The sequence below is a fragment of the Halomonas sp. KX33721 genome (assembly GCF_001596805.1).
GTDB classification, from domain to species: domain Bacteria; phylum Pseudomonadota; class Gammaproteobacteria; order Pseudomonadales; family Halomonadaceae; genus Vreelandella; species Vreelandella aquamarina.
This window is the reverse complement of the sequence record NZ_LVIA01000012.1, coordinates 72,624-99,010: the sequence shown is the minus strand read 5'-3', so window position 1 is coordinate 99,010 and position 26,387 is coordinate 72,624. Positions and strand designations below refer to the sequence as shown.

General features: G+C 57.2%; 23 protein-coding genes and 2 pseudogenes. 5 read left to right on the top strand and 20 right to left on the bottom strand.

The window, feature by feature from the left end; translation table 11 throughout:
• Positions 1-84 precede the first annotated feature (84 nt).
• The 6 genes from acpP to A3220_RS04585 all read right to left on the bottom strand — a co-directional run bounded on the left by acpP (position 85) and on the right by A3220_RS04585 (position 4,164).
• Entirely contained in the window at positions 85-318 is a 234-nt protein-coding gene (gene acpP, locus A3220_RS04610) for an acyl carrier protein (protein ID WP_008956801.1), read from the bottom strand.
• Positions 319-442: 124 nt separating this feature from the next.
• On the bottom strand, positions 443-1,186 hold the full coding sequence (gene fabG, locus A3220_RS04605; protein ID WP_062373444.1) for a 3-oxoacyl-ACP reductase FabG: 744 nt from the start codon (positions 1,184-1,186) through the stop codon (positions 443-445).
• Positions 1,187-1,238: 52 nt separating this feature from the next.
• Positions 1,239-2,198, bottom strand: a complete 960-nt coding sequence (gene fabD / locus A3220_RS04600; protein WP_054645062.1) for an ACP S-malonyltransferase — start codon at positions 2,196-2,198, stop codon at positions 1,239-1,241.
• A 156-nt stretch (positions 2,199-2,354) separates the two neighbouring features.
• On the bottom strand, positions 2,355-3,368 hold the full coding sequence (gene plsX, locus A3220_RS04595) for a phosphate acyltransferase PlsX (protein WP_062373486.1): 1,014 nt from the start codon (positions 3,366-3,368) through the stop codon (positions 2,355-2,357).
• A 40-nt stretch (positions 3,369-3,408) separates the two neighbouring features.
• Complete coding sequence (gene rpmF, locus A3220_RS04590; protein WP_009099300.1) at positions 3,409-3,579, bottom strand: 50S ribosomal protein L32; 171 nt, start codon at positions 3,577-3,579, stop codon at positions 3,409-3,411.
• A 36-nt stretch (positions 3,580-3,615) separates the two neighbouring features.
• On the bottom strand, positions 3,616-4,164 hold the full coding sequence (locus tag A3220_RS04585) for a YceD family protein (RefSeq protein ID WP_044629215.1): 549 nt from the start codon (positions 4,162-4,164) through the stop codon (positions 3,616-3,618).
• A 159-nt stretch (positions 4,165-4,323) separates the two neighbouring features.
• Here A3220_RS04585 and A3220_RS04580 point away from each other — a divergent pair, with 159 nt between their 5' ends.
• The gene (locus A3220_RS04580) at positions 4,324-4,926 is read left to right on the top strand and encodes a nucleoside triphosphate pyrophosphatase (RefSeq protein WP_062373441.1); all 603 of its coding nucleotides are present in this window, start codon (positions 4,324-4,326) and stop codon (positions 4,924-4,926) included.
• Between the two features lie 2 nt (positions 4,927-4,928).
• On the opposite strand, the pseudogene sppA reads toward A3220_RS04580, so the two are convergent.
• The 3 genes and pseudogenes from sppA to A3220_RS04565 all read right to left on the bottom strand — a co-directional run bounded on the left by sppA (position 4,929) and on the right by A3220_RS04565 (position 7,685).
• Positions 4,929-6,045: pseudogene (gene sppA, locus A3220_RS04575) on the bottom strand (signal peptide peptidase SppA).
• A gap of 32 nt (positions 6,046-6,077) precedes the next feature.
• Positions 6,078-6,731 (bottom strand): HAD-IA family hydrolase, encoded by a 654-nt coding sequence (locus tag A3220_RS04570; protein WP_054641056.1) that lies wholly within the window; start codon positions 6,729-6,731, stop codon positions 6,078-6,080.
• A 12-nt stretch (positions 6,732-6,743) separates the two neighbouring features.
• On the bottom strand, positions 6,744-7,685 hold the full coding sequence (locus tag A3220_RS04565; protein ID WP_054645061.1) for an RluA family pseudouridine synthase: 942 nt from the start codon (positions 7,683-7,685) through the stop codon (positions 6,744-6,746).
• Between the two features lie 690 nt (positions 7,686-8,375).
• Here A3220_RS04565 and rne point away from each other — a divergent pair.
• On the top strand, positions 8,376-11,591 hold the full coding sequence (rne, locus tag A3220_RS04560; protein ID WP_062373438.1) for a ribonuclease E: 3,216 nt from the start codon (positions 8,376-8,378) through the stop codon (positions 11,589-11,591).
• Between the two features lie 63 nt (positions 11,592-11,654).
• Here the strand turns inward: rne and murB are convergent, their stop codons facing one another.
• The 7 genes and pseudogenes from murB to A3220_RS04525 all read right to left on the bottom strand — a co-directional run bounded on the left by murB (position 11,655) and on the right by A3220_RS04525 (position 19,198).
• On the bottom strand, positions 11,655-12,638 hold the full coding sequence (gene murB / locus A3220_RS04555; RefSeq protein WP_228219230.1) for a UDP-N-acetylmuramate dehydrogenase: 984 nt from the start codon (positions 12,636-12,638) through the stop codon (positions 11,655-11,657).
• 25 nt (positions 12,639-12,663) lie between these two features.
• A complete protein-coding gene (locus A3220_RS04550) occupies positions 12,664-13,131 on the bottom strand; it encodes a low molecular weight protein-tyrosine-phosphatase (protein ID WP_044629209.1) in 468 nt (155 codons plus the stop codon).
• Entirely contained in the window at positions 13,128-13,919 is a 792-nt protein-coding gene (gene kdsB, locus A3220_RS04545) for a 3-deoxy-manno-octulosonate cytidylyltransferase (protein WP_044629208.1), read from the bottom strand. Before kdsB ends, A3220_RS04550 begins: the two co-directional genes overlap by 4 nt.
• On the bottom strand, positions 13,919-14,128 hold the full coding sequence (locus tag A3220_RS04540; protein WP_054641055.1) for a Trm112 family protein: 210 nt from the start codon (positions 14,126-14,128) through the stop codon (positions 13,919-13,921). Before A3220_RS04540 ends, kdsB begins: the two co-directional genes overlap by 1 nt.
• Positions 14,121-15,137, bottom strand: coding sequence for a tetraacyldisaccharide 4'-kinase (gene lpxK, locus A3220_RS04535; protein WP_062373435.1), 1,017 nt, complete (start codon positions 15,135-15,137; stop codon positions 14,121-14,123). The genes A3220_RS04540 and lpxK overlap by 8 nt, the downstream gene beginning before the upstream one ends.
• Positions 15,134-16,871, bottom strand: a pseudogene (gene msbA, locus A3220_RS04530) (lipid A export permease/ATP-binding protein MsbA). Before msbA ends, lpxK begins: the two are co-directional and overlap by 4 nt.
• A 56-nt stretch (positions 16,872-16,927) precedes the next feature.
• Entirely contained in the window at positions 16,928-19,198 is a 2,271-nt protein-coding gene (locus A3220_RS04525) for a DNA internalization-related competence protein ComEC/Rec2 (protein ID WP_062373433.1), read from the bottom strand.
• Between the two features lie 97 nt (positions 19,199-19,295).
• Between A3220_RS04525 and A3220_RS04520 the strand changes: the two genes are divergently transcribed.
• Positions 19,296-19,847, top strand: coding sequence for a DUF2062 domain-containing protein (locus tag A3220_RS04520; protein ID WP_058577888.1), 552 nt, complete (start codon positions 19,296-19,298; stop codon positions 19,845-19,847).
• 12 nt (positions 19,848-19,859) lie between these two features.
• Here A3220_RS04520 and A3220_RS04515 read toward each other — a convergent pair whose 3' ends face one another.
• The gene (locus A3220_RS04515; protein WP_044629202.1) at positions 19,860-20,558 is read right to left on the bottom strand and encodes an ATP-binding cassette domain-containing protein; all 699 of its coding nucleotides are present in this window, start codon (positions 20,556-20,558) and stop codon (positions 19,860-19,862) included.
• A gap of 10 nt (positions 20,559-20,568) precedes the next feature.
• Positions 20,569-21,810 (bottom strand): lipoprotein-releasing ABC transporter permease subunit, encoded by a 1,242-nt coding sequence (locus A3220_RS04510; RefSeq protein WP_044629201.1) that lies wholly within the window; start codon positions 21,808-21,810, stop codon positions 20,569-20,571.
• 204 nt (positions 21,811-22,014) lie between these two features.
• Between A3220_RS04510 and A3220_RS04505 the strand changes: the two genes are divergently transcribed.
• Together A3220_RS04505 and A3220_RS04500 are read left to right on the top strand one after the other, a co-directional pair.
• Complete coding sequence (locus A3220_RS04505; RefSeq protein ID WP_074210473.1) at positions 22,015-23,079, top strand: agmatine deiminase family protein; 1,065 nt, start codon at positions 22,015-22,017, stop codon at positions 23,077-23,079.
• Between the two features lie 10 nt (positions 23,080-23,089).
• Positions 23,090-23,992, top strand: a complete 903-nt coding sequence (locus A3220_RS04500) for a carbon-nitrogen hydrolase (RefSeq protein WP_062373428.1) — start codon at positions 23,090-23,092, stop codon at positions 23,990-23,992.
• A 111-nt stretch (positions 23,993-24,103) separates the two neighbouring features.
• On the opposite strand, the gene A3220_RS04495 is transcribed toward A3220_RS04500, so the two are convergent.
• Positions 24,104-25,060: a Nudix family hydrolase gene (locus tag A3220_RS04495; protein ID WP_174524459.1), complete on the bottom strand. Its 957-nt coding sequence runs from the start codon at positions 25,058-25,060 to the stop codon at positions 24,104-24,106.
• A gap of 77 nt (positions 25,061-25,137) precedes the next feature.
• Positions 25,138-26,367, bottom strand: coding sequence for a bifunctional glutamate N-acetyltransferase/amino-acid acetyltransferase ArgJ (gene argJ, locus A3220_RS04490; protein WP_062373425.1), 1,230 nt, complete (start codon positions 26,365-26,367; stop codon positions 25,138-25,140).
• Between the last annotated feature and the right edge of the window lie 20 nt (positions 26,368-26,387).

The following is a 26,387-nucleotide window of genomic DNA, read 5'->3' as shown; positions in this document are numbered from 1 at the left end:
CAAAAAAGCCGCCCCATATCAGGACGGCTTTTTTAAGACGGATGGGTGAGCACCCCACCCTGGTTCACAGCATCGACCGCGCCCTTACTGGTGGGCGTTTACGTAGTCGATGGCTTCTTGAACCGTGGTGATTTTTTCAGCTTCTTCGTCAGGAATTTCAGTATCGAACTCCTCTTCCAAAGCCATCACCAGTTCAACGGTGTCCAGAGAGTCGGCACCCAAGTCTTCAGTGAAAGAAGAGCTATTCTGGATGTCTTCTTCTTTAACGTTCAGGCGCTCTGCCACAACTTTCTTAACGCGCTCTTCAATAGTACTCATCAACGTACTCCAGTCGTTCACATTAGCTGTTAGAGATAACCAGCTATTTGGAAACCGCAAGCCAAAAGCTGCGGGGTAGTTTATAGACGCCCTTAAGTTGACGCAACCGCCAAGCCTAAGGCCATCAACGCATATTCATACCGCCGTTCACGTGCAGCGTTTCACCAGTGATATAGCCTGCGGCATCGCTGGTTAAAAAGCCAACCGCTGCGGCGATCTCTTCCGGCCCACCTAAGCGTGCCAGCGGAATCTGCCTTAGCAGCATTTCATGCTGGGCTTCAGGCAGCGCTTCGGTCATGTCGGTGGCGATAAAACCAGGCGCAACGGCGTTTACGGTAATGGCACGGGAAGCAACCTCTCGCGCCAACGCCCGGCTAAAGCCTTCCATACCTGCCTTAGCAGCAGCGTAGTTAGTTTGGCCCAGGTTGCCCATGGTTGCCACTACAGAGCTGATCGATACAATCCGCCCGAAACGCGCCTTGGTCATGCCACGAAGACACGCTTTGCTGACGCGATATACAGATTTGAGGTTGGTATCCATGACGGAATCCCACTCCTCCTCTTTCATCCGCATCAGGAGGTTATCACGAGTGATACCCGCATTGTTAACCAAAATAGTCGGGGCGCCAAAACGCTCGCCAATGGTTTTCAGGACCTCATCAATGCTCGCTTGGTCCGTCACGTTCAGGCACATACCAGCGCCTTCAACCCCGTTAGCTTTCAGGTCGGCATCGATTTTTTCTGCGCCAGATTTGCTGGTCGCTGTGCCGATGACAATACGCCCTTGGCGGCCCAGTTCATGGGCGATAGCGCGACCAATGCCGCGGCTCGCACCGGTCACCAAGGCAACTCGTTTTTCTTGCGTCATAACACGTTTCCTTCCACTGAACTATGCAAGGGTAGCTGAAAATAGCCGTTTATCACGCACTACCTGCTAATGTTTCTCGCGCAAGCTCAAGCGCTGCATCCAAGCTATCGGGGTCATTCACCGCTAGCCCCTTGGCACCGCGCACAATACGTTTATTAAGACCTGTCAGCACTTTGCCTGGGCCACACTCAATGAAGACATTAGCACCTTGCTCAGACATTGCTTCTACGCAGGAGGACCAACGCACCGGCTGGTAGAGCTGCTCAATTAAACGAGTGCGCAGCGTATCAACATCTGCATGTGCCTGGGCATCGACGTTCTGAATAACAGTATAGCGAGGGGCACGTAGCTCAATCGCCTGCATCGCTTCGGCAAGACGCTCAGCAGCAGGTCGCATCAGCGCGCAGTGAGAAGGAACAGACACAGGGAGGGCAAGTGCACGCTTAGCGCCCGCTTCTTGGCAAGCAACAATGGCACGCTCAACGGCTGCTTTGCTACCAGCAATGACGACCTGACCCGGGGAGTTATAGTTAACTGCAGAAACGACATCACCCTGGGCAGCGCTTGTGCAAGCGGCTTCCACCGCGCTGTCATCAAGCCCAAGAATGGCGGCCATTCCGCCTTCACCAGCAGGTACTGCTTCTTGCATTGCCTCTCCGCGCAGGCGCACCAGTTGGACACCCTCTGCAAAGCCCATCACACCCGCACAGACCATAGCGCTATACTCACCCAGGCTATGGCCCGCCATCACGCTGGGGCGAGGGCCTTCCAACTCCTGCCAGACGCGCCAGATGGCAACGCTTGATGTCAGCAGCGCAGGCTGCGTGCAAGCCGTGGAATTCAACGCTTCTTCCGGCCCTTCTTGGACTACTTTCCATAAATCGTAGCCCAGCGCGTCAGACGCTTCCTCAAATGTCGTTCCCACCACACTGTAGCGCTCGGCTAGCTCTCGCAGCATTCCAAGCTGCTGAGAGCCTTGCCCGGGAAAAATGAGGGCAAGGGGTTGAGACATGTCGTTCACCTTTGCTCTTGTAGGCATTTGCTCAGTTGAGCGATAGGCGTGGCTATCGGCCCCGTTATAAAACGGCTGTTGGCACATCCTACTGCCGCCGATAACCCGCAAAAGTCGTGCAACGCATTGCTGTAACCCACTCATCTGCCCACTGAGCTAAGCCCAGTGTTTGGCAAGCTGAGTAGGCAAGTCATGTTCTACTTCCTGCAGCGCTCGCTGAATAGCATAGTAGAACCCATCTGCACGGGCGCCACCATGGCTTTTCACCACAATACGTTTTAACCCAAGTAGGCTTGCGCCATTATAACGAACGGGGTCAAGCTCCTGCTTTAGCCGCTTCAGCACAGGTTTGGCCAGTAAACTTGCTAAGCGCCCGCATAGGCGTGACTCAAACGCCATCTGCACACGCTCCACCAGCATACGGGTCAAACCTTCGCTCGCCTTGAGCACCACGTTACCAACAAAGCCATCGCAGACCATGACATCAATATCGCCCTGGAAGATGTCACCACCTTCGGCATACCCCTGATAAGCAAAACTTAATGTGGTAGCGCGCTCACGCAGCAGCCGGTCAGCCTCTCGCACCGTCGCACTGCCCTTGGTCGCTTCCGCGCCAACATTCAATAGCGCGACTCGAGGGCAATTAATACCATCCATACATTGCGCCATTGCCGCACCCATCATGGCAAAATCCACTAGCCGTGATGCGGGCGAATCCACATTTGCACCTAAATCCAGCAAATAACAGCGACGACCACCCCGTGCAGGAATCGCCGTACTGATAGCAGGCCTGGAAAAGTCTGGCAGCATACCAAGCTCACGCCTTGCAAGCGCTACTAGTGCACCTGTGTTTCCTGCACTAACACCCGCTGCGGCATAACCTTGTGCCACATAACGCAACATATGCACCATGCTGGTCTTACCCCCAGAGCGTAACGCCCAGGCAGCAGAAGCATCTTGTGACACAGTATCAGGCGCATCGCAGACGACTAAACGTGACGCTGCCGCAGCCAAGGGCTGCGGCAAGCGCGAAAGCTCAGCGACAACACGCTGACGCGGGCCAAACAGAGCGAGCTCTAGGTCAGGACGTTCAATCACTGCCCTTGCAGAGCCTTCTATGATGACACGAGGGCCTTGGTCACCCCCCATGACATCAATCGCTAGGCGCAATGCACCCACTCTGTTTCGCCACTCGTTAGAGAGTTAAGGATTAAACCTCAACTACCTTACGACCACGGTAGAAACCATCCGGAGAAACGTGGTGACGCAGGTGAGTGGTACCGGTTTCTTTGTCCTGGGACAGAGTCGGTGCGCTCAACGCATCGTGGCTACGACGCATGCCGCGCTTGGAACGAGTTTTACGGTTCTGTTGAACTGCCATGGGTGTTTACTCCAAGGTATATAGGGTAAGTGATGCTTACTTTTTGCCTTTCAAAGCGCCACTGCTTTTCAAAGCATTGAGCACCGCGAAAGGATTCTTGGCTGAAGCGGATTCATCCGCCGCGCCTTCGGTCTTGCTGACCAGCTGCTCCGCCGAGACATGGCATTCGGTCTCATCGTGATAGACCACCTGCGGCAGGCTGAGGATTAATTCATCCTCAACTACCGTCAGCAAGTCCAGCTGTTCATTTTCCACCAGCACCGGCTCATGACTGGCAGGCAGCTCGGCCGCCAAGGCTTCGTCGGTAATCATTCCAAGCAGGAAGTCACTGGAAACGTCTTGGCTAAGCGGCACCATACAGCGGCGACAAGGCAGCGCCAGGGTCGCTTGCAAATGGCCACGAATTTCGCGACGGCCTTGGGCATCTACACCAAACCCAAGCACGACGTGACAGTCGCCGGTTTGGTCACCCGCTTCTTCAGCGAGGCGGGGCAGCTTATTCAGCGCCACTAAGCCTTCAAGTCGTTCGCGGCGGGCTGCAAGCTTATAAGGCTCAACCCGGCTGGGGAGTTGTGAGGTCAACATAGGCGCGCAATGATAGGCACTCGCCCTCCTGGTGTCAAAGCTCATGGCATAATTCTTATCGGTTTATCGATGAAAACAGCGTCAATAGGCATGCCGCTGGGCTTTCGCTACACTCATTGCCAGTACATATTGCGCCATTCAGGCCACAAGGAGACGATAGTGCCGCAAACGCAAAACGCCCCTCTTGTGCTCGCCTCCAGCTCGCGCTTCCGCCAAGCGCTGCTGGACAGGCTACACCTGCCCTACCAATGCTACTCGCCCGATATTGACGAAACGCCACTTCCAGACGAGTCACCAAAGGCACTCGTTCACCGCCTAGCATTGAGCAAGGCTAATACCGTCGTGGAACGTTTCCCCAATCACTGCATTATTGGTTCTGATCAGATTGCTCTGTTTGAAGGGGATATTCTCGGCAAACCCCATACTACGGAGCGGGCCTGCGCTCACTTAGCCCGCTTCTCAGGCCAACGAGTCACTTTTTTAACTGGCCTGGCCTTATTAGACACGCGCCACCAGCGCCATCAGGTCCATATCGAACCGTTTGACGTGGTGTTCCGCACGCTGAGCGAGCGGGAGATTGAGCGCTACGTAGCAATAGAGCAGCCACTGGATAGCGCCGGCAGTTTTCGCATGGAAGGCTTAGGCATTGCTCTGTTTGAGCGCTTAGAGGGGCGTGACCCCAATGCGCTGATCGGTCTGCCGCTGATTGCCTTGTGCGACATGCTTCGCCAAGCAGGCATGAACCCGCTTGGCGATGCCTAATGCTACTGCGCCTGAAACTTTATAGGCGCATGACTACTGTGCAAGCCAAGCACTTCCGCTGCGGCCTGGGTAAAACGCCGCGTTAGGCGCTCAAAGGGATCCAGGCGGGGCGTATAGTTCTCCCATGATGCCTCACCCACCTGAGCACGCGCCACCTGTTCAAGGCTTGCCAACTCATCGACCAGCCCCAAGCCAAGCGCCTGCTCACCGCTCCAGATCAGCCCGGAAAAGATCTCCGGGCTATCACTCAAACGATCACCACGCCCAGCCTGTACATCATTGATGAACTGCTCATGAGTTTGAGTGAGCACGCTCTGCCAGAAACGAGCCACCTCCTCATCCAAGGGCTGGAATGGATCTAAAAAACGCCTTGTTCTCGCCTGCAGTCATCACCCGCCGCTCGACGCCCAGCTCATCAATAGCTTCTTGAAAGCCAAAACCGGCATAGATCACCCCAATGGAGCCCACCAAGCTGGCGGGAGATGCCACTATCTCATCCGCCGCAGCGGCAATATAGTACGCCCCGCTGGCACCGATATCCTCGATCACGGCAATAATCGGCTTATCTCCCTGCTCACGCAGCCGCATAACCTCCGAGTAAATACGCTGCGACTGCACTGGGCTTCCACCAGGGCTATCAATATGCAGCACCACTGCCGACGCGCTTTGACTCTCCCAAGCCCGGTTTAACCCTTGAATAATACGCTCAGCATTAGCGGGCGAATCGTTGGCGATCACGCCATGCACTTCCACCAATGCAAGATGTTGCTGCGCAGGCACCGCGGCTGACGGCTCGGCTAAAAACACGCGATATAACGTAACCGTGAGTGATACCAGCACTAGCGCCAGCAGCATCAGCCGAAAAAACAGCTTCCAACGGCGTGTTCTACGCTGCTCGGTCAAGACGCCACCAATCCAGCGATCCATCATTTCAAGCTGCGCTAGGCGCTGACGCTCTCTGAGTATTTCCGCATCGTCATCCTGCCCACCTGGCAACGGAGACTCTTGTGCCTTGGTGGAGACATCCGGCCCCTGGGTCCAGCGATCATGAACACCACGCTGATCTTCACCTTGAGAAGCCTCTTCACTGTCACCACCGCGCTGCTGCTCATCACTCATCGTCAGCTCCTACTCTTCGTTTAAGGACGCCCTTATGCATGACGCAGCCAGTCAAATAGCGACGGCACGTCTTCAGCGACCCACACCGGCTGGCTAGCGGCTAGCCGAGCGGGAGTATGCACTCCGTAAGTTACGCCCACCCGATCCATACCGATAGCACGCGCCATTTCAAGATCATACTCAGTATCGCCCACCATTACCGCTCGCTCTGCTGGAACCTGAAGCTCAGCCAAAATCTCTAGCAGCATTTGCGGGTGGGGCTTAGAGCGCGTTTCGTCAGCAGTCCGGCTAGTGTGGAACAGCCCCCCGCTACCTGTTTCATTAAAAACCCGATCAAGCCCACGACGGCTCTTACCCGTCGCCACCGCAAGCCGCTGCTGGGGCCGCTCTCTCAGCCTTGCCAACTGCGCTTCAACCCCATCAAAAAAGGGCATAGGCGTAGTGTCACCATGAACAAAGTGATGGGAATAGCGCTGGCGCAAGCGCTCCGCCTGCTCTGGCTCAATGCCTGGGCAGAGTTTGGCAATCGCCTCAGGAAGACCCAGCCCAATAATGTCTTCAATGGCGCTGACTTCAAGCTCACCCCATTCAGCGTCTGCCGCTGCTGCTTGCATACAGGAAACAATCTTCGGCACAGAATCCATGAGCGTGCCGTCCCAATCGAAAATAATTAGCTCATAGCGCATAACAGTTCTCTTTTATTGACGTGCGCGCTTGAGCGTCTCTTCAAGCGCCTCCGGAAGCGGCGCTTTTACCGTCACCGGCCTACCGTTGCCAGGCTCGGGGAATGTTAACGAGCGTGCATGGAGGAAAAGTCGCCCCAACCCCAGCTGCTTGGTTAACAAGCCGCTCTCACGAGTAGCGTACTTATCATCCCCCAGCAGCGCATGGCCAGCATGGGCTGCGTGCACACGAATCTGGTGTGTGCGCCCCGTAACGGGCTCAGCCTCAATTAACGTGACCTTTTCAAAGGTTTCCACTACAGAGAAGTGGGTGCGCGACACTTTACCGTTGGGATCTACCCGCACGCGCCGTTCGCCGTTACCTGCATCAAAACGGTCCAACCGAGCACTTTCATAAGTTTTACGGGCCGGCCAGCGCCCGGCCACCAGCGCCAAGTAGCGCTTATCCATGCCGTGCTTTTTCAACGCCTCATTAAGGGTTACCAGCGCATCGCGAGACTTGGCGAGCAGCAAACAACCTGAGGTATCACGATCCAGGCGGTGCACTAACTCCAGGAACGTTAGGTCGTCCCGCACTTGGCGCAACGCCTCGATGAGACCAATCTTAACGCCACTGCCACCATGGACTGCTAAGCCTGACGGCTTATTCAGCACCATCCAGTCGGGCCCTTCCATAATGACGCTGCCGACAAGCAGGTCGCGCAGATTATCGCTCACCTCTTTCACCGCCTCTTTAGGCGCTAGGCGCAGTGGCGGAACACGTACTAAATCGCCCGCTTGCAGGCGATAATCCACTTTTACCCGTTTCTTATTGACCCGAACCTCACCTTTACGCACGATGCGGTAGATCAATGCACGAGGTGCACCTTTTAGCCGGGTCATTAAAAAATTATCGATTCGCTGACCCGCTTGTTCCGGGGCGATATCCACCCACTGTACTTCACGCCCTTCGGACATTGCCGCGCACTCCTGGTGACATTCTTTAACGTCAGGCTAAAAACGGCATTCTAACGTAGACCTACCGGCATTGCGTCAATTGCTGGTGGTTGTCTTTACTGTTATATTCCAAAGCGCTCATCGGCCAACGTGGCCGGGCCGAACGTGGCCCGCTTATATAATCCTTGTATGGCGAATGATTGCCCACGTTTTGCCTTCGCACCTGCCCGACAAACACGCAGGTCAGAGCGAAAAAGCATGGATCAGTGTACGCACTACCTGCTTATCACGTATTGAAATGTAGTAACTCTGCCGTTAAGTAAATGGGTAACGACAGAGAGCGTCAGGTCATGCCAGCAACGGCAGGCCCGTCACTAAATAAACGTTACGCTTCAGAGTGGCAGCCCCTTTTCGTCACAAGGCACTGCCAATTCTGGGGCGCAAAGATCAACGCTGTGCCGATACCGGCGTTGGTGAATCGATGAATGCCAGGTGTGGGCGGTGTCAGCAGAGCCGGATGGACGTGACAGCCACCGAAACATGTTCTGCCGCCGCCACGTACTCAACGCCCTTTCGGCCGGGTCGGCAAAACTGCCTTCCCGGCTTAATGCGTCAGCATAACCATGCGCCGAGCACAAGCACGCAGCACCCAGCGATTCGCCGACGCTAGCCTTTAAAAGCGCTTCGGCACGCCATGCTACGTGAGACAACATGAAACGGATGCTAATTAACGCGACCCAGCCCGAAGAGCTGCGGGTCGCACTGGTAGATGGACAGCGCCTGTATGATTTAGATATTGAATCTGGCGCTCGGGAACAGAAAAAAGCCAATATTTATCGGGGTAAAATCACCCGTGTAGAACCCTCGCTCGAAGCTGCCTTTGTTGACTTTGGCGCTGAGCGCCACGGCTTCCTTCCGCTGAAAGAAATCTCCCGCGAATATTTTGTCAAAGACGTCTCTGGCCGTCCGAGCATTAAAGAAGTGCTCAAAGAAGGCCAAGAAGTCATTGTTCAGGTCGATAAAGAGGAGCGCGGCAACAAAGGGGCAGCGCTGACCACCTTTATTAGCTTGGCAGGTCGCTTCCTCGTCTTGATGCCCAACAATCCTCGTGCGGGCGGTATTTCGCGCCGTATTGAAGGGGATGATCGCAGCCAGTTAAAAGACGCCATGGGCCAACTTACTGTGCCCGACAAAATGGGCCTCATTGTTCGCACCGCAGGTATTGGCCGTAGCCCAGAAGAGCTTCAGTGGGACTTGGATTATCTCGTTCAGGTATGGGAGTCCATCACCACAGAAGCCGGTAAGCGTTCTGCACCGTTCTTAATCTACCGTGAATCCAACGTCATCATTCGCGCCATGCGCGACTACCTTCGTCAGGATATCGGCGAGGTACTGATCGACAGCCCCGAGATTCACGCCGAGGCGCTGGCATTTATCCGCCAAGTGATGCCCTCTTACCAGCAGAAAATTAAGCTGTACGCAGATGAGGTCCCCCTCTTCTCTCGCTTCCAGATTGAGTCGCAAATTGAAACCGCTTACCAGCGGGAAGTAAAACTGCCCTCTGGTGGCTCGATTGTAATCGACCACACTGAAGCTCTGGTGTCCATCGACATCAACTCCGCGCGTGCTACGCGGGGCAGCGATATCGAAGAAACAGCGCTGCAAACCAATTCCGAAGCGGCCGACGAAATTGCCCGTCAGCTTCGCTTGCGAGATATTGGCGGCTTGGTCGTGATCGACTTCATCGACATGGGCCCTGCGCGCAACCAGCGTGAAGTCGAAAACCGCATGCGCGATGCTCTGAAGCTAGATCGTGCTCGGGTACAAATTGGGCGCATTTCACGCTTTGGCTTAATGGAAATGTCGCGCCAGCGCCTACGCCCCTCCCTGGGCGAAACAAGCGGCGTAGTGTGCCCACGCTGTAACGGCCAAGGCACCATCCGCGACGTGCGTTCACTATCGCTCTCGATCATGCGCCTGATTGAAGAAGAGGCAATGAAAGAGCGCAGCGCGCAGATTCGCGCCATCTTGCCGGTACCGGTGGCCACTTACCTGCTAAATGAAAAGCGCAGCGTACTGGCAGATATCGAGTCTCGCCAAGGCGTTCGCGTGGTGCTGCTACCCAGCCCAGAAATGGATACTCCGCACTACGATGTTCAGCGCCTGCGGGATGACCATTTGGACGAAGACGAGAGCCATACGCTCTCCAGCTTCGAGCTGTCTACCGACACCGATGTTGGCAAAGAACCTGACCCTAGCTTTGCACCGCCTGCACAGCGGGCCGAAGCGGCCGTTAAGAGCGTAGTACACAACGCCCCAGCACCGGCATCGCTGCAAACAGAAGAAACGCCTGCTAAAGCGGCTGCAGCCACCCCTGCACCCGCCGCTACTGCTGAACAGCCCAGCGTGCTTGGCCGCTTTATCCGCGGCTTTGCTAAACTGCTGGGCGGCGATGACGGCAGCCAGCAGCCAGCTCAGGAAGCCCAGGCACCAAGTAAGCAGACCGAACAGCCGAAGAGTAGCCGCCCGCAACGCAGTGAACGCCGCTCCAAACCTGCTCAGGAGCGCAGCGACAGCTCGCCCAAGCAAGAGCAGCGTAGCGATACCACGGCCAAAAACGAGCAGCGCAGCGGCCCCAGCCGCACCCGCAACCGTCGTCGTCATCCGCAGCAGGACGATGCCAAAGCCCAAGAGAGCGCGAAAAACACGCATCAGAAAGAGCCCGTAAACAAGGACGCTCCTAAAGAGGAGGCAGCCAAGCCTGCCGTCCAGCCGGATAACCGTCGTGACAAGCCACGTGATGCCAAGCCCAAAAGCGATGAACGCACGCCTACGGCCCAGGCTGACGACAGCAAGCAAGACGACGGCAAGCCGAAGCGTACGCGTAACAATCCGCGTCATCGTTCGCGCAAGCAGGCGCTAAACCCTCAAGCGGAAGCAGAACAGCTGAAGCTGCAGGCAGAAGCGGAGCAGGCGCCTCAGCCCCAAGAAGCCCCGGCAGCCACAGCGACATCTGAAGCCGCTAGCGCGCCTGACAACAACACGGAAGCATCGCCAACACCGGCTGACAAGCCAGCAACTGAGCAAGTAAGCAGCGAAAAAGACGATAGCGCTGAGCAGGCTCAAGCGGCAGCGGATGACAGCACAACTGCTGAGCGCCCGGCCAACAGCGCCGCCAAAGCGCGCAAGTCGACGCGCCAGCGCCGTCAGGCTCAGCCTGAGTCAGTGCAGCACGAAGCCACCAGCACACCAGCGGCTGACAGCAGCGATGCAGCAGCCTTGAGCGCGCCAAACGCTGACGAGACCAAGGCCGCCGATGCTCAAACTGACGACCTCAAAGCAGAACAGCCGCCGGTGGCTCAAGAAACCGCAGCCCAAGAGGCCACGGAAGCGCCGCAAACCGCTGCCGAGCACGTCGCAGAGCGCGAGCCGAAAGCGAATGACGCAGCTGCAGAAGCAAGTACAGCAGAAGCTGCTGCTGAAAGCACAGTGCCCACGGAAGAGCCTCAGACTCAGACAGTAGCGAATGAGACTGCTGAGCAGGATAGCGTTAAAGACACTCCGGTTGCCAACGCCGAAGCAGCGGCTTCTACGGATGAAGAAGCTGCAGCACCAACAGTCAGTGAAGAGCCCTCAACCGCGAAAGCGCCTTCACCGGCGGCGGATCAAGAGCCTTCAACAGAAGCGAGCGAGCAGCCAGCTGCTGAAGCTCACGACGAGACGGCCACCAAGATGGAAGCGGCCCCTGCTCCAGAAGAGCAAGAGAACGTGTCAGCGCAACCCGCCGACAATGCGCCAGCGGCAGATCCCGTTAGCGAGGCCCCGACAGCTGATGAAGAGGCGCCAAAACCGCGTCGTCGCCGTCGTGCCCATAACGACCCGCGCGAACTACGCAAGCAGCAGGCACAGCAAAACTCGCAAGAGTAAGTGCTCGCAACAAAAAACCCCGCTTCGGCGGGGTTTTTTATGGGTGGTAAAGATAAGCAGACGTTAGATCACCCGCGGTTCTAGCTCTAGCAATACACCAAACCGATCAAACACGGTCTGAGCAATAGTGTCTGCAAAACTCAGCAGTCCTGGGCGATCCCCTCCCCCAAAGTGCACCAGCACTAACGCTTGGCGCTCATGGACGCCAAATGCTCCCAGGCGCTGCCCCTTTAAGCCGCACTGGTCAATCAGCCAGCCTGCTGCCAGCTTAGTTTGGTTATTGGGCTGAGGAAAATACGGCATGTCTGGATACTCCTTCAACAGCCGATGCGTATGCTCATTGCTCACTAGCGGATTCTTGAAGAAACTGCCCGCATTCGCTAGCACAGCTGGGTCAGGCAATTTTTCCTGGCGAATCGCACAGACCGCTTGAGCCACGGACAAAGGGGTCGGTGACTCCGACACGCGAGCCGCCAAATCGCCATAACCCAGCACGGGCCTCGGCGTGGCGGACAGCCGCAGCGCAAGTTGGGTGATCACTACCTTACCCGCTAGTGCTCGCTTGAAAATACTGTCGCGATAGCCAAACTGGCACGCATCAGCGTTCAACCAGTACATCTCGCCAGTGGCCAACTCGGCAACCTGGACTGCTTTCAACACATCGCTGAGCTCGACACCATAAGCACCAATATTTTGTACCGGTGCAGCGCCGCAATCGCCAGGGATCAACGCTAAATTTTCAACCCCCCACAAGCCATGCGTCGCCAATGCCATTACCAAGGCATGCCAGCTCACACCGGCACCCACATAGGCGGTGACGTCATCACCACTGCGCTCCAGCCACCAATGGCGAAGTGCCGGGCGAAGCGCCATACCGTGAAGCGTTGGTGGCAGCAGCACATTACTGCCACCGCCTAGCAGGGTAATTGGCCACTGATGAATACGCGCGCTATACAAGGCAGCCTGCAGGCTAGAGAGCGTTGTCGGTGCAATGTAGCGCGCCGCTTGGCAAGGTAGGCGAAGCGTATTGGCTGTAGTGAGGTCCACCCAGACGGATGCCCCATCCAAGCTATCAGCGCCCACAGGTCAGCTCTGCAATCAGTCCGGTACTGGCTTGCTCAATCATATCCAATACCTGCTCAAAGCCCGCTTCTCCGCCGTAATAAGGATCAGGAACATCGGTATTCGCGAGTCCTGCATACTCCAACAACAGCCCTACCTTAGCCTGGCTGTCGGCCGGTTTTAGCGCCTGCATCGCCGCCAGGTTATCGCTGTCCATGCCCAGCACGTAGTCGAATTCCAGGAAGTCACTCGCTTTTAACTGACGGGCGCGCAGATGGCTAATATCGATACCACGACGCAGCGCAGCTGCCTGGGCACGGGGATCGGGCGCTTTGCCAACATGCCAACTGCCAACACCGCAGGAGTCGATTTCCACGCGTTTGCTTAACCCTGCACGGTCGAGCGCCTGCTGAAAAACGCCCTCCGCGGTTGGTGAACGGCAAATATTGCCCAGGCAAACAAAGAGAACACGCGTCATGAAATGCCTCCTTCACGCTCGGCAGACAACAGCGACCTTACCCGCGCCAAATCCTCTTCCGTATCGACTCCGGCGGGGTTTATCGCGCTCGCCAGCGCCACTTGAATAGCGTAGCCATGCTGTAGTGCCCGAAGCTGCTCCAACTGCTCCAACTGCTCCAGGCTGGAGGGCGCTAGATCCCGATAGGCGGCTAAGAAACTCGCTCGGTAGGCGTAGATCCCAATATGGCGCAGCCAAGCATCGGTTTCTAGTAGGCTTGGCTGCGCTTTAAAGTGCTCGCGGTCCCAGGGAATCGGCGCTCGCGAGAAGTAGAGCGCCCGCCCCTGTAGCGACCGCACGACTTTCACCACGTTAGGATTAAACAGCGTATCAACATCCGCAATCGGCTCGGCTAGGGTGGCAATCGCCGCCTCGGGGTCATCCGCCAGGCGCAGTGCGACCTGATCAATAAGTGCCGGAGGAATCAGCGGCTCATCCCCCTGCACATTCACGACCAGTGTGTCATCACTTAGGCCTAGATGGTCGGAGACCTCGGCGAGCCGGTCAGTGCCCGAGGGGTGGTCATCGCGAGTCATCACTACGTCAGCCCCATAGGGCAGCATGGCATCGCGAATCCGCGTGTCGTCTGTCGCCACCACTACGCGGTTGGCCTGGCTTTGACAGGCTCGCCGCCACACATGGGCCACCATGGGCTCACCGGCGATCTCTAATAGCGGTTTGCCCGGCAAGCGAGAGGAGCCAAAACGAGCGGGGACAACGGCAATAAATTGCGGCGTAACATCAGACATCACGCCTCTCCGGTGCGGCCAGGCGAGGTAGGTAACTTTTCATCAGCACCCATTTGCCGTGCCTCTTCAGGCAGCATGACAGGAATGCCATCCTGTATGGGATAGGCTAAACCGTCGTAGTGGCAGCAAAGCTCTTGGGCGTCACGATCATACTTCAGTTTGCCGTTGCAGAGCGGGCAAACCAGCATTGCCAATAGTTCCTTATCCATCGGTGCATCCCCTTTGTGTCAGTACGGACAGCCTGTTTGCCAGCCAGTCCTCAAATGCTTGTGGAAGCTGCGCCTCCACCTCTAATACCCAGCTATCAGACGGTGCAAACGCCTGACACTTTACGGCGTCTTTCGCCGTCATAATGATTGGTCGTGGCGGCATAAATTGAAACGTGTGTTCATCAAATGGCTGGTGGTCTGCCAGGGGATGCATCTCCCCTTCCACGCCTAACTCCCGTAGCGTATTGAAAAAACGCTGAGGGTTGCCAATACCTGCCAGCCCATGCACCGGCAGCGCAAATGGCAGCGGCTGCAACGGATAGTGCTGCCCAGTAGGCAGCTGGCGCCAGCGCTGAGGTACCAGCTGCATAGCCACACTAGATATTTCCAGCGGGCGTTGTAGCGCTCCGTTGACAATCACAGCGTCCACACTTGCAAGTCGCCCGGGCGCCTCTCTTAAAGGCCCAGCGGGCAGGCAGCGCTGATTGCCTAGCCCACGAGCACCATCGATAACCACCAGTTCAATATCGCGCCCTAAGGCCAAGTGCTGCAAGCCGTCATCGCTAATCAGTACATCGCAGCCCTGTTGCACCAACCTTTCAGCACCCCGCGCTCGCTGCGGGTCCGCCACCACCGGTACTCCGGTTTGCTGTGCCAGCATCAGTGGTTCATCACCGCTATGCGCTGGGTCTGTAGAAGGCGTTACTAACAGAGGATAGTGCGGCGCTTTACCGCCATAGCCGCGGGTGACGATACCGGGTAAAAATCCCTGCTGTACCAGCCAACGGCTAAGCCAGGCCACAAGCGGTGACTTACCCGTACCGCCTAACGTAATATTGCCCACCACGATCACCGGCACCGGTGCTTGCCAAACTGGTTTATTTCCCTCGCGGTAACACTGTGCTCGCCGCCCCATAAGATAACGGTATAAATCACCCAACGGATAGAGCGGTACTAGCCAGTTACTGCCGCCATAGGCAGCCTTTATCCAGCGCTGAGCAAGACTCATTCACTCTCCTGAAACTGAAGCTGGTGCAGCGCGGCGTAGGCCCCACCTTTTTCAAGCAGCGCCTGATGGGTACCCTGCTCAATAATCCGCCCTTGATCCATCACTAGAATGCGGTCGGCACGCTCAATGGTGGAGAGTCGGTGAGCTATGACCAGGGTGGTGCGCCCTTCACACACGTGCTCCAACGCTTTTTGGATATAGCGCTCTGACTCGGTATCCAGTGCGGAGGTCGCTTCATCCAGAATCAGAATGGGCGCATCTTTAAAAATGGCCCGGGCGATGGCGAGCCGCTGGCGCTGCCCACCCGAGAGCATCACCCCATTCTCGCCGACGACCGTGGCGTAACTTTCTGGCAGCTTTTCAATAAACTCGCTGGCGTAGGCTGCCTCGGCAGCCGCCTTAATGGCGGCCGGGTCTGGGTCAGCCACGCCGTAAGCAATATTGTCAGCAATGGAGGCGTTAAACAGGGTGACCTGCTGGGACACCAGGGCAATATTCTGGCGCAGCGGCCCTAAGGCGTACTCATCGGCATTCACGCCATCAATCAAAATCTGCCCTTCACTGGGGCGATAGAAGCGCGGCAGCAGGCTGACGAGCGTTGATTTACCGCTGCCCGAGCGGCCCACAATAGCCACCAGCTCGCCGGGAGCAACGTTAAGATTCACGTTGTGCAGTACGCTGGGCTGGTCGTCACCATAGCGGAAGCTGACGTTCTCAATCACCACATTGCCCGTTAGCTTGCTGGGAATGAGAGAGCCTTCATCCTGTTCAGGGGTGAGGTCTAACAGGCCAAACAGCTCAGAGGCCGCTGCGATGCCCTTCTGAATCTCGCTGTTAATCTCGGTGAGCTGGCGCACCGGCTTAATCATCAGGGCAGCGGCGGTGATAAAGGCGACAAACTCCCCCGGCGTCATGTTTTCCATCAGCGAGGGCGCCATGGCCAGCCACACTAGCAGCGCCATAGAGATCGCCACCAGCATGAGCACGACAGGCGAACTAACCGCTCGGGTCATGGCCTCTTTCATACTCTGGCGACGGTTCTCTTCACTCACGCGCTCAAAACGCTGTTTCTCGTACGCTTCTGCGCCGTGGGTACGTACCACGCGATAGCCCGAAAGCGCCTCAGAAGCCACATGAGTCACATCGCCCATGGAGTGTTGAATACGCTTGGAGATACGCCGAAAGCGCTTGCTCACATAGCTCACCACACCGGCAATAATCGGAGTAACACCCAAAAACAGCAGCGTTAGCATCCAGTTGGTCCAGAATAGATAGCCTACCAGCCCCACGACAAACAACCCCTCACGCAGGATGATCGTCACCGCATTGGTCGCTGCACCCGCTACCTGCTCAACGTGGTAAGTGACCCTTGATACCAAGTGGCCGCTGGAGTGCTGATCGAAAAAAACGACCCGGCAGGTGAAGCAAGTGGGCAAACACATCGCAGCGCAGCGTATGAATCACATAGCGCCCCACGTAGGCCATAAAGTAGGTGCTCAGAAAAGTGCCCAGCCCGCGAGAGGCAAACATGAGCACTACAAACAGCGGCAGGAAAAACCGAAAATCGGCGTCTGGGTTTTGAATCCCATCAATCAGCCGCTTCATCATTTCCGCCAGCGCGGTACTTGAAGCTGCGTAAATCACAAAACCCACCACCGCCAGCGCAAACGCACGCCAGTGTGGCTTAACGTAACCCAATAACCGTTTATATAGCATCCAACCTGAATCAGTCACACGCGCTCCCAGCAGTAGTGTGCAGTGTGGGCGATTCTACCTGATGGTGGCGCGCTTCAACACCGCTTATGGCCACCTGCCAAGGCCCGCAGTGGCTGAAAGGTGACTGGCTGCTGTGGTATCAGCGTAAATTTAAGCGCGCCGTCCTGGGCGGTGTTCCATAGGCAGCTATGCTGCTGCCGAAAGCGCCGCACAACGTCGTCGGCAGGGTGGCGGAACGCATTGTCTCGCCCAGCGCTGAAAACCACGTGATGTGGCTGCGTCTCGCGCACAAACTGAACACCCGAGCTGGTGCCGCTGCCGTGGTGGCCCGCCACCAATACACTCACGTTGCCATTCAGCTGCGGTAGAAGCTGTCGCTCCACTTGGTTCCCTACGTCACCGGTGATCAGCAGGCTATGTTCACCCGCATACACTGCTAACACACAAGAGCGATCATTAGAGGATAGAGTGTTCTCACCGCTCGGTGGCCAGAGTATTCGATACGTAATACCGTCACGCTGCCAGCGTTGCCCCTGCTCGCAGCGCTGGCTTGGGATAGATAGCGACTCCCCTGCTGGCGCCCACCACTGCGCTACTTGGTGATCCGCTAGTAGCGCATCTACGCCTCCGGCGTGGTCAGTATCCGCGTGACTGACCATTACTTGGTCAAAATCTTGACCTGGGGGCCATAGGCTTTGCAGGGGCATAAAGCCACTGCGAAAACGTGGCCCCGTATCATAGAGCAGCCGAAAATTGGCACTGCGCAGCTCTATTAACTGCCCTTGGCCCACATCGTAAACCGTCACGTGAAGCTGCCCCGGCGGAATCGCCTGCTCTCTCGGCCACCAGGGAATTGTCACCAAGAGTACCGCCGCACCCACGCGTAACCAACGCGGCACGGCGGGCAAGCCCCAGCACAGCGACAGCAGCACCAAGCTCCCCGCCAATGGATAGGCCAAATGCGCGGGAGGCTGCCAGAGCGGTGCGGCTTCCACAGCGACAACCAACAGCTGATGAAATACCGCTAAGGCTTGCTCAAACACCCACCAGGGCACTAGACCAACAAACGGAAGGGGTGACAGCAGCCAGCCGAGTAGCGCGGTAGGCACCATGACCGAGCTGACCCATGGCACCGCCACTAAGTTGATCAAAGGGGCCGTAGGGGCTACACGCCCAAAGGCAAACAACACCGCTGCGGCCATTAAAGGGGCCAATAACAGTTGAGAACGCAGCAGTGCCCAGCACCAGCCTTTTACACCGCGCGGCCTGGACCGACCCTGCCAGATAATAATCAGCCACCCTACCGCCATAAACGAGAGCCACAACCCAGGCCGCCAAAGTGCTAGCGGGTCAACTATCAGCACCAGTGCCAGTGCAAGCCACCAAGCTTGCCAGGGCCCCGGTGCATGGCGGCCACTTAGAACCCACAACCCCAGCAACGTCATAATCATCGCGCGCATTGCCGGTGGCGCCAACCCGGCCAACACGGCGTAGCCAACGGCGGCCGCGCCAGCAAGCCACCAGGGCCAAGTGCGCAGCCGCCAGTTGGTAGGCGAAACGACACGCGCAGCATAACGCCCTAGCAGCAGCACGAATGACGCCACCAGCCCCACATGCAGGCCCGAGATCACCACGAGGTGCGTGGTACCCGTAGCGTTTAACAGCGCCCAGTCATCTTGGTTAAGCTTTTCGCTATCGCCAAGCGTCAATGCGGCCAGCCAGCGTTGGGTACGTGCCTCTAAAGGCAGCTGTGCTAGAAAGTCGGATGCCAATTGGCGCAGCCGAGGAGAAGCGTGCGTAAGCCGCTGCGGCGCAGGATCGGGGCGAATATATCCAGTAGCGTGGATGCCTTCACGCCATAACCACTGCTCATAATCAAAAGTATTGGGGTTGATAAAGCCATAGGGCGGCCGTAAGCGCAGCGTCATTTGCCAGCGCTCGCCAACCACATACTCATGCTCATGGTCGTAAGCGCTCACCCGAACGCTGTTTAATTGATCACAACGGGGAAGATGGGCAGGGGCTGTGCAGCGCTCGATACTCAATCGCAACCGCTGAACCCCTGACTGCTGCTGTACAGCGGTCACTTTGGCATGCACCGCTATATCCTGCCCGCTCAGCCCAACGGGCAGCCGACGCACCCACTCCTGCTGAATACTAAAGGCAACGGACCCGCCTAAGAGCAACCATACTAGGGCCCGTGGCCGCCATACGCCAACGCTTAGCCCCGCCATCATGAGGACCAGTGGCAGCAGCCATGTACCGCCCTGCCCACCGGCCCACCAAGCCAACAGGCTACCGCCAAGCGCTGCTAATGCCGCGGGCATTGCAATGCCCTGCCCCATCCGCCCCTCCCTGGTGCTCAACCATTACTGCGCACGCCGTAGCCGAAGCCCTACGCTATATGGATAATAGAAACGATCTAAAGTAAGAGTACCTGACATGCCGCGCCGTTTCCTGCAGCGCTACATGCCAAAACCCGATACGCTAAGGCGCCAGCGTTCGTTGCGCTTTATGGCACCGCTGATTGCGGATCCGGGCTTATGGCTACTAACTCGACGCAGCGTTGCGAACGCGTTTAGCGTCGGGCTGTTTTGCGCGATGCTACCCATCCCCTTTCAGATGGTGGTGGCGGCTCTGGGTGCGCGGCTAAGTCGTTGCAATTTGGCACTTTCGGTAGGGCTTGTGTGGGTCACCAACCCACTTACCATGCCGCTGATTTTTTATGTGAATTATCGAATAGGCACTTTTTTGCTTGGGGCGCCCGCGCGGGAGGCCCCTTCCCGCATCTCAACCCGCTGGATAGCTGAGCAGATGCACGACATCTTGCCACCGCTGCTACTGGGCTCTCTGATTACTGCGATTGTGCTTGCGGTCGTCGCTAACATTGGCATTCGCCTTATCTGGCGCTGGCACGTCTCCCATAACTGGAAGCGCCGCCGCCTTAAAAGACGGCGGCGCAGGGCTCGCATCGAATCAGAGTTTGACGACTAAACTAGCGCATCGCTATGCCTGAGCGACCAAGCGCCCCCCATCCAGCTTCATGACACGGTCTTGATGGGCAGCCAAGCCCACATCGTGAGTCACAATCACAAATGCACAGGCGCTCTCTTTGGCCAGCTCATCCATCAGCGCCAGAATAGACGCTGCGGTAGTTTGATCCAGGTTTCCGGTCGGCTCATCCATTAATACGAGGCTGGGGTCGGTCACTAGCGCCCGGGCAATCGCCACTCGCTGGCGCTCACCGCCCGATAGCTCACCCGGCTTATGGTCGGCACGCGCTTTCATCCCCACCCGCTCTAGGATCTGCATAGCGCGCTGTTCAGCCACTTTTTTAGACTGGCCGCGAATAATCAGCGGCAGCGCAGCATTCTCCACCGCCGTAAATTCCGCCAGCAAATGGTGGAACTGATAAACAAAACCAATATATTGATTGCGGAAGCGGCCCAGCGCGGCTTCATTCAGGCCCGAAAGTGCCTCACCGCCAATCACGACGCTGCCATTGCTCGGGCGGTCTAGGCCGCCCAACAGGTTTAACAGCGTGGTCTTGCCTGAACCCGAACTTCCTACAATCGCAACGCGTTCACCGGCACGGACGGTCAGTTCAAGCTGATCCAGTACGGTGAGATCCTGAGGGCCTTCGCTGTAAATGCGGGTGAGCCCACGGCACTCCAGCATGACGGCGTTAGAGGGTGTTGACGTCATCGGGGCATCCTTATTCATAGCGCAGTACATCAGCAGGCTGAACGCGAGCAGCTCGCCAGGCGGGATAGAGCGTGGAGAGGAACGTCAGGCCAAACGCGGCCAGCACGATGTCACGCACATCGCTCCATTCCAGACGCGACGGCAGGTCGCTGATGAAGTAAACCCCCGCATCCAGGAATTGAATACCAAACGCCGTTTCAAACCAGCCAATCAAATCGGAAATGGTGAGCGCCAGCAGAATGCCCACGGTAACCCCTACCGCAATGCCGATCAGGCCAATCGCTAGTCCCTGCACAATGAAAATACCCATAATGGAGCCTGGCGTGGCACCAATGGTGCGTAAAATGGCAATGTCCGCACGCTTATCCGTCACCACCATCACTAGCGTCGACACAATATTGAACGCGGCAACCGCAATAATCACGGTCAACAGCAGCGCGATCATGCGTTTTTCCATCTGAATAGCTTGGAAGAGATTGCCATGGGAGAACGTCCAGTCGGAGCCGCTGTAGCCTGGGCCCAACTCGTTCACAATGGCCTGAGTTTCGCTACCGGCGATAAACAGGTCGTCTAGCTCTAGGCGCAAACCACCAACCGCATCGCCCATACGTGCCAGCGTTTGCATATCTTCAATATTGGCGTAGGCCAAATTGGCGTCTAGATCGGCACCTACGCTGAAAATACCGCTGACGGTAAACCGCTTCAGTCGGGGGAAAACGCCTGCCGGAGTAATCGATGCCTCGGGCACCAGCAGCGTCACGCGGTCACCCACGCCAACGCCTAGCCTGCGGGCGAGCATCGAACCCAGCACAACATTCCACTCACCGGGCACAAGGTCGGCCAACTCACCCTGGCGCATGTGCTCGCCAATAATAGAGACCTGGTCTTCCCAATCCGGATGAATGCCGTTGACCATCGCGCCTTGGTTGCGGCCGCCAGCGGAGAACATACCCTGCTGCTCAACGTAAGGGGCCACACCAATCACTCGATCGCGCTGTACTAATTGCTCTGCCAACGCCTCCCACTCTACCAGTCCTTCCTGGGACTCAATTTTGGTGTGGGGCACCATGCCTAAAATGCGCGTGCGCAGCTCGTGATCAAATCCGTTCATAACCGACAGTACAAGAATCAGTACCGCCACCCCTAGCATCAGCCCCAGCATCGACGTTAAGGAGATAAACGAAATAAAGTGGTTCCGGCGTTTAGCGCGCACATAGCGCAGCCCCACCAGAAAAGGCAAACGATCAAGCATGGCTACATTCCTTAATAATGGGCGTCCATGGTACGGTTTTTTTAACATGGCTGCATGTGCAAACGCAGCCTTAGAGTCGCCCTCTCCAAGGCCGTTCCCTTTATAACGGTATCGCTTGCAAGTTGAGGAGCAACCCCCTAAATTGCGCCCGACCCTCTTGCCCACCGGGTAAGCTTATTCTGACTAGTGAGAGCACCTTTTACGTTGGCTACCAAGACTCACCGCTTATTGCCCGAATGGCACCCTCAAGATGGCCTACAGCTCACCTGGCCCCGTCCAGACGGCGACTGGGCTTATATGCTGTCGCGTATCGAAGCAACGCTTGAGCACATTGTGCTTGCCACGGCGCGCTATCAGCGCGTGATCATCAGCGTGCCAGACGAGGCGACCCATCAGCGCCTGACCGCCACGTTCGATGCCTACGGCATCCCCAAACATCAGCTGCTGCTGATTGTCGCACCCACCGACGATACCTGGGCGCGAGATCATGGACCGATCACGGTATTGGACGAAGATAACCAGCCGCTGCTGCTGGATTACACCTTTACCGGCTGGGGCGGTAAATTCCCTGCTGAGCGGGACAATCAGCTAACCCAGTGGCTAGCCGATGCGGGCTTATGGGCCTGCCCAGTCTCTTCTCGGGAGATGGTGTTAGAAGGTGGGGCTATCGAGACTGACGGCGAAGGCACGCTGCTCACCACGGAAGCGTGCCTGCTCAACCCAAACCGCAATCCGTCGCTCTCTCGAGAAGACGTTGAAGCGCTTTTGGCAGATGACTTTGGCGTAGACCGCGTGCTGTGGCTAGCCAATGGGCATTTAGAAGGCGACGACACGGACAGCCATGTGGATACGTTGGCACGCTTTTGTAACCCCTCGACCATTGCCTATGTGCGTTGTGACGACCCCACTGACCCGCACTACACGGCCCTGCAGGCAATGGAGCAGGAGTTAAAAGCCTTCCGTCAGCGTAACGGAGAGCCCTACCAGCTTATTCCGCTACCCTGGCCCCAGGCCTGTTTTGACCCGGAAGATGGGCATCGCCTACCGGCCACCTATGCGAACTTTTTGATTATCAACGATGCGGTGCTGGTGCCTACCTATGGCGACCCAGCGGATGTTACCGCACTGCAGGCGCTGGCCGTCGCTTTTCCAGAACATACGCTGATCCCCATTGAGTGCATCAGCGTGATTCGTCAGCACGGCAGCCTGCACTGTTTAACCATGCAGCTACCCAAAGGTACGCTTGTGCCTGCGACCACTCACTCTTAAGGAGGGCAGCATGTCCCAGACACTTAACGTGGCGGTGATTCAACAAGCCGCATGGCCCGATAAAGCGCTCAGCCTGGCCGAAAGCGAGGCGGGCATTCGCAGAGCAGCCAGCCAAGGGGCACAGCTCGTACTATTACAAGAGCTGCACGCCACCCACTACTTCTGTCAATATGAAGACCCGGCACTGTTTGATCTCGCCGAACCGCTGGATGGCCCGACGGGACAGCGATTGGCGGCACTGGCAAAAGAGCTGGATATCGTGCTGGTGGGCTCGCTGTTTGAAAAGCGCGCGGCGGGGCTCTACCACAACACCGCCGTGGTGTACGACCGCGCCAAAGGGCGGGTTGGCCAGTACCGCAAGATGCATATTCCAGATGACCCAGGGTTCTATGAGAAGTTTTACTTCACCCCTGGCGACGCCGACGACGCACGCAAAGAGGGCTTTACGCCGATTGACACCTCAGTGGGTCGGTTAGGCATTCTGGTGTGCTGGGACCAGTGGTACCCGGAAGCCGCCCGCTTAATGGCGCTGGCGGGTGCTGAGCTACTGCTCTACCCCACCGCTATTGGCTGGGATCCTAATGACGACGACGCGGAAAAAAACCGCCAGAAAGATGCCTGGACGCTGATTCAGCGCGCCCACGGCGTCGCGAATGGCCTGCCCGTCTTGGTGGCAAACCGCGTAGGCTTTGAGGCCGACCACTCCGGCGTGGGTGATGGTATCGCGTTTTGGGGCGGTAGCTTTATTTGCGGCCCACAAGGTGAGCTACTAGCCCATGCCGGTGAAGAGACTGAGCAGTTGGTCGTGAGCCTGGATATGGCGCGTAGCGAAAACACCCGCCGTATTTGGCCCTACCTGCGCGATCGCCGTGTCGACGCTTATGGCGACCTAACCCGCCGCTACCGCGATTAAGCTTATTCGAGCATCTGAAAATCAAAAACGCCTGCTCTGTTACCAGAGCAGGCGTTTTGCTATCAGCGCTTTTCTATAAGTACCAAGCCGACATCGCTTATATCCAGAAATTTATTTCCAGAAGTCGCGAATCGACGCAATACCCTGAGCACCCACCGCGCGAGCGTGGTTGGCGTCAAAGCGGGTCATACCGCCCAGCGCGAATACCGGCATACCGGCACGTTCCACCAGCTGTTGGAAGTCGTGCCAGCCCATCGGAGCCACTTCCGGGTGTGATGGCGTGGTGCGCAGCGGAGAAAGCGTGACAAAATCACAGCCCAGCACTGCCGCTTGGGAGAGCTGCTTTTGATCATGCGTGGAGGCGGACAGCCACTTGTTTTCCGCAATCGGGCGTCGGTCCAGCTGCATTAAGCGCGCACTGGTCAGATGAATACCATCCGCATCGACCCGATCCAGCAGCGTTGGCTCACCGTTGAGCAGCAACTTCGCACCGTATTCACGGCAAAGCTTGAGCGCTCGCTCAGCACGGGCAACATAGGCCGCGTCATCTAAGCTTTTGGCACGCAGTTGCACAAGGCGAATGCTGTCTTCGCGCAGAGCGCGCTCCAGCAGCGACGCGAAGCGCTCATCGTCAGGCTCTTCACCGGTAATCAAGTACTCGGTGGGTAGCATCACCGCACGCAGAATGGGCAGGTTCGCCGCTGGGAACGGGTAGTTCACCAACTCATTCATCGGCACCCAGCGCACCGCCTGGCCTTCACGACCAAACGGTTCGCCAGCAAACTCATGCACCTGCCACACATCGAGCAGAATGTGCTTATCAGGATACTCATGGTGAACGCGAATGAGCGGTTGGGCACGAACAATCTCAACGCCTAACTCTTCATGCAACTCACGTTTAAGGCCTTCCAGCCCAGTTTCATAAGGGGCTAGCTTGCCACCGGGAAACTCCCAAAGACCGCCGTGATCGACGTTGGAAGGCCGGCGCGCGATCAGCACGTGCTTTTGATCGGCGCTGATCATCGCAGCTGCCGCGACATGAACCCGTCGTTTTACCATTACACTCATTACGTCTTATCCACTTTGTGCGCGCCGCCTTTATATTGCACGGCGCTATCTCGCTGCGTTAGCACGTTGCCGCAGCCTTAGCTGCGGTAATCCGCGTTGATGGACACATAGTCATGGGAGAGATCCGAGGTCCACACGGTAGCGGACTCGTCACCACGCCCCAAATTAATGCGAATTGTGATCTCTTCCTCGGCCATGACGGCACTGCCAGCCGCTTCGGTATAGCTACCGGCGCGGCCACCGTTCTCCACTAGGCGCACATCGCCTAAGTCAATCACGACCCGGCTAACATCAAACGCCTCAACCGGCGCTCGACCCACCGCCGCCAAAATACGCCCCCAGTTGGCATCCGAGGCGTAGAGCGCGGTTTTTACTAGAGGCGAGTGAGCTACGGTAAACGCCACATCCAGCGCCTCTTGGCGAGTGCTGGCCTCATTCACCTGCAGTGTGACGAATTTGGTCGCCCCTTCGCCATCGCGAATAATCGCCTGGGCGAGTTCGGTCATCACCCGCTGCAGAGCGTTACGGAAAACGGTAATGTGCTCGTCGCTTTCGATACGCGCGCCCGTGCCGGTCGCCGCTAACATGCAGGCATCGTTAGTAGAGGTATCGCTATCCACAGTGATGCAGTTGAACGAGCGATCCACCGTTTCTCGCAGCAGCGTGGCGAGCAAGGACTGCTCAATCGCCGCATCGGTGACTACAAACCCCAACATGGTGGCCATGTTGGGTTTAATCATGCCCGAACCTTTGGTAATCCCGTTGATGGTGACCTGCTGATCGCCAATATCAACGGTCACCGTGGCTCCCTTTGCGCGGGTGTCGGTGGTTAGAATACCTTCACCTGCCTGCTGCCACGCTTGACTTGAGCCGGCCAGCGTATCAAACGCGCCCGGCAAGCCCGCCAGCAGACGAGCCATTGGCAGCGGCTCGCCAATCACGCCCGTAGAGAACGGCAGCGCCTGAGCCTGCTCAACACCTGCCTGCTCAGCGACAGCAGCACAGCTGGCATAAGCATCTTGCAAGCCAGCCTCACCCGTCCCCGCATTGGCATTACCGGTATTAATTAACCAATAACGAGGCGCAAGGCCGCTACTGGCGCACTGCTCAAGATGCTGCTTGGCAACCACTACCGGAGCAGCACAGAACGCATTGCGGGTGAAAACACCCGCCACAGTGGCAGTCTCAGGTAGCTCAATCACCACCATATCACGGCGATCCGGCTTCTTAATGCCCGCCATTGCAGTGCCCAGGCGCACCCCACTGAGGGGTGGCAATTCCGGAAAGGGAAGGTTTCCCACCGCCATGTTTCTCTCCTCTACGTTCG

What these genes read in the sequence shown, in the direction of transcription:
- acpP (WP_008956801.1), bottom strand. Translation starts at nt 318, where the DNA reads ATGAGTACTATTGAAGAGCGCGTTAAGAAAGTTGTGGCAGAGCGCCTG.
- fabG (WP_062373444.1), bottom strand. Translation starts at nt 1,186, where the DNA reads ATGACGCAAGAAAAACGAGTTGCCTTGGTGACCGGTGCGAGCCGCGGC.
- fabD (WP_054645062.1), bottom strand. Translation starts at nt 2,198, where the DNA reads ATGTCTCAACCCCTTGCCCTCATTTTTCCCGGGCAAGGCTCTCAGCAG.
- rpmF (WP_009099300.1), bottom strand. Translation starts at nt 3,579, where the DNA reads ATGGCAGTTCAACAGAACCGTAAAACTCGTTCCAAGCGCGGCATGCGT.
- A3220_RS04585 (WP_044629215.1), bottom strand. Translation starts at nt 4,164, where the DNA reads ATGTTGACCTCACAACTCCCCAGCCGGGTTGAGCCTTATAAGCTTGCA.
- A3220_RS04570 (WP_054641056.1), bottom strand. Translation starts at nt 6,731, where the DNA reads ATGCGCTATGAGCTAATTATTTTCGATTGGGACGGCACGCTCATGGAT.
- A3220_RS04565 (WP_054645061.1), bottom strand. Translation starts at nt 7,685, where the DNA reads ATGTCCGAAGGGCGTGAAGTACAGTGGGTGGATATCGCCCCGGAACAA.
- rne (WP_062373438.1), top strand. Translation starts at nt 8,376, where the DNA reads ATGAAACGGATGCTAATTAACGCGACCCAGCCCGAAGAGCTGCGGGTC.
- A3220_RS04550 (WP_044629209.1), bottom strand. Translation starts at nt 13,131, where the DNA reads ATGACGCGTGTTCTCTTTGTTTGCCTGGGCAATATTTGCCGTTCACCA.
- kdsB (WP_044629208.1), bottom strand. Translation starts at nt 13,919, where the DNA reads ATGTCTGATGTTACGCCGCAATTTATTGCCGTTGTCCCCGCTCGTTTT.
- A3220_RS04540 (WP_054641055.1), bottom strand. Translation starts at nt 14,128, where the DNA reads ATGGATAAGGAACTATTGGCAATGCTGGTTTGCCCGCTCTGCAACGGC.
- lpxK (WP_062373435.1), bottom strand. Translation starts at nt 15,137, where the DNA reads ATGAGTCTTGCTCAGCGCTGGATAAAGGCTGCCTATGGCGGCAGTAAC.
- A3220_RS04525 (WP_062373433.1), bottom strand. Translation starts at nt 19,198, where the DNA reads ATGGGGCAGGGCATTGCAATGCCCGCGGCATTAGCAGCGCTTGGCGGT.
- A3220_RS04520 (WP_058577888.1), top strand. Translation starts at nt 19,296, where the DNA reads ATGCCGCGCCGTTTCCTGCAGCGCTACATGCCAAAACCCGATACGCTA.
- A3220_RS04515 (WP_044629202.1), bottom strand. Translation starts at nt 20,558, where the DNA reads ATGACGTCAACACCCTCTAACGCCGTCATGCTGGAGTGCCGTGGGCTC.
- A3220_RS04510 (WP_044629201.1), bottom strand. Translation starts at nt 21,810, where the DNA reads ATGCTTGATCGTTTGCCTTTTCTGGTGGGGCTGCGCTATGTGCGCGCT.
- A3220_RS04500 (WP_062373428.1), top strand. Translation starts at nt 23,090, where the DNA reads ATGTCCCAGACACTTAACGTGGCGGTGATTCAACAAGCCGCATGGCCC.
- A3220_RS04495 (WP_174524459.1), bottom strand. Translation starts at nt 25,060, where the DNA reads ATGAGTGTAATGGTAAAACGACGGGTTCATGTCGCGGCAGCTGCGATG.
- argJ (WP_062373425.1), bottom strand. Translation starts at nt 26,367, where the DNA reads ATGGCGGTGGGAAACCTTCCCTTTCCGGAATTGCCACCCCTCAGTGGG.